The sequence below is a fragment of the Aliiroseovarius sediminis genome, assembly GCF_022678485.1.
In the GTDB taxonomy this organism is placed as follows: domain Bacteria; phylum Pseudomonadota; class Alphaproteobacteria; order Rhodobacterales; family Rhodobacteraceae; genus Aliiroseovarius; species Aliiroseovarius sediminis.
Map to the genome: position 1 here is coordinate 12,501 of NZ_JALBYP010000020.1, position 1,961 is coordinate 14,461.

General features: G+C 53.0%; 2 rRNA genes (1 of these 2 only partly in view). Both read left to right on the top strand.

Annotation, left to right across the window (positions count from 1 at the left end):
• A 23S ribosomal RNA gene (locus MN186_RS02365) occupies positions 1 to 1,471 on the top strand; it begins 1,426 nt to the left of the window's first position.
• Between the two features lie 211 nt (positions 1,472 to 1,682).
• A 5S ribosomal RNA gene (gene rrf / locus MN186_RS02370) occupies positions 1,683 to 1,797 on the top strand.
• The last annotated feature ends 164 nt before the right edge of the window (positions 1,798 to 1,961 follow it).

The window sequence follows — 1,961 nt, forward strand, 5'->3', positions numbered from 1 at the left end:
AGACCCTGTCGCCGAAAATCCAAGGGTTCCTGCTTAAAGCTAATCTGAGCAGGGTAAGCCGACCCCTAAGGCGAGGCCGAAAGGCGTAGTCGATGGGAACCAGGTTAATATTCCTGGGCCATGAGGTGGTGACGAATCTCGGAGGTAGTTCATCCTTATTGGATTGAATGGGCTGCTGAGAGGTTCCTGGAAATAGCCCCTCTATTAGATCGTACCCTAAACCGACACAGGTGGATAGGTAGAGCATACCAAGGCGCTTGAGAGAACGATGTTGAAGGAACTCGGCAAAATACCTCCGTAAGTTCGCGAGAAGGAGGCCCAGTTTCTACGCAAGTATTGACTGGGGGCACAAACCAGGGGGTGGCGACTGTTTACTAAAAACACAGGGCTCTGCGAAGTCGTAAGACGACGTATAGGGTCTGACGCCTGCCCGGTGCCTGAAGGTTAAAAGGAGAGGTGCAAGCCTTGAATTGAAGCCCAGGTAAACGGCGGCCGTAACTATAACGGTCCTAAGGTAGCGAAATTCCTTGTCGGGTAAGTTCCGACCTGCACGAATGGCGTAACGACTTCCCCGCTGTCTCCAACATCGACTCAGCGAAATTGAATTGCCTGTCAAGATGCAGGCTTCCCGCGGTTAGACGGAAAGACCCCGTGCACCTTTACTACAGCTTCACACTGGCATCAGGCACAATTTGTGCAGGATAGGTGGTGGGCTTTGAAGCAGGAACGCCAGTTTCTGTGGAGCCTCCCTTGAGATACCACCCTAATTCTGTTTGATGTCTAACCGCGGTCCGTTATCCGGATCCGGGACCCTGTGTGGCGGGTAGTTTGACTGGGGCGGTCGCCTCCTAAAGAGTAACGGAGGCGCGCGAAGGTTGGCTCAGAGCGGTCGGAAATCGCTCGTTGAGTGCAATGGCAGAAGCCAGCCTGACTGCGAGACTGACAAGTCGAGCAGAGTCGAAAGACGGCCATAGTGATCCGGTGGTCCCGAGTGGAAGGGCCATCGCTCAACGGATAAAAGGTACGCCGGGGATAACAGGCTGATACTGCCCAAGAGTCCATATCGACGGCAGTGTTTGGCACCTCGATGTCGGCTCATCTCATCCTGGGGCTGGAGCAGGTCCCAAGGGTACGGCTGTTCGCCGTTTAAAGAGGTACGTGAGCTGGGTTTAGAACGTCGTGAGACAGTTCGGTCCCTATCTGCCGTGGGTGTAGGATACTTGAGAGGAGTTGCCCCTAGTACGAGAGGACCGGGGTGAACGTTCCACTGGTGGACCAGTTGTCGTGCCAACGGCAGTGCTGGGTAGCTATGAACGGACAGGATAACCGCTGAAGGCATCTAAGCGGGAAGCCCCCCTCAAAACAAGGTATCCCTGAGGACCGTGGAAGACTACCACGTCGATAGGCCGGAGATGTAAGCGCAGCAATGCGTTCAGTTGACCGGTACTAATGGTCCGATAGGCTTGATTTGATCCAGTAGAAGATAGATCACCGCGATCACGTAAAGAGAGCGGTACAAAACGATACTGATAAATCAAAAGCATACACACCAGTGTACTGACTTGGAACCGGCGGTAAGCGACCTCAATCGGGGTGGCTATCGGCATTTGCTGTGCAAACGCCTGCCGCCGTTGATCGATATTTTGCAACGCAAAAATCGATCAACTTGGCTCTTTATTCGGTTTGGTGGTCACAGCACAAGTGAAACACCCGATCCCATCCCGAACTCGGAAGTTAAGCACTGTCGCGCCGATGGTACTGCGTCTCAAGACGTGGGAGAGTAGGTCGCCGCCAAACCTAATAAAAAGCCAAGAATCTCTCAATACGATGATAAAATAATCAAAACAAACAGCCCCTAAAATAACGGTAGTCCCGGCAGACAAACCGTATAAAACGACGAAAGCTGATCCATCCAAGATGCCAAGCTGCGCCAAGCGGCGTATCAACCCAAAGGCATCCGG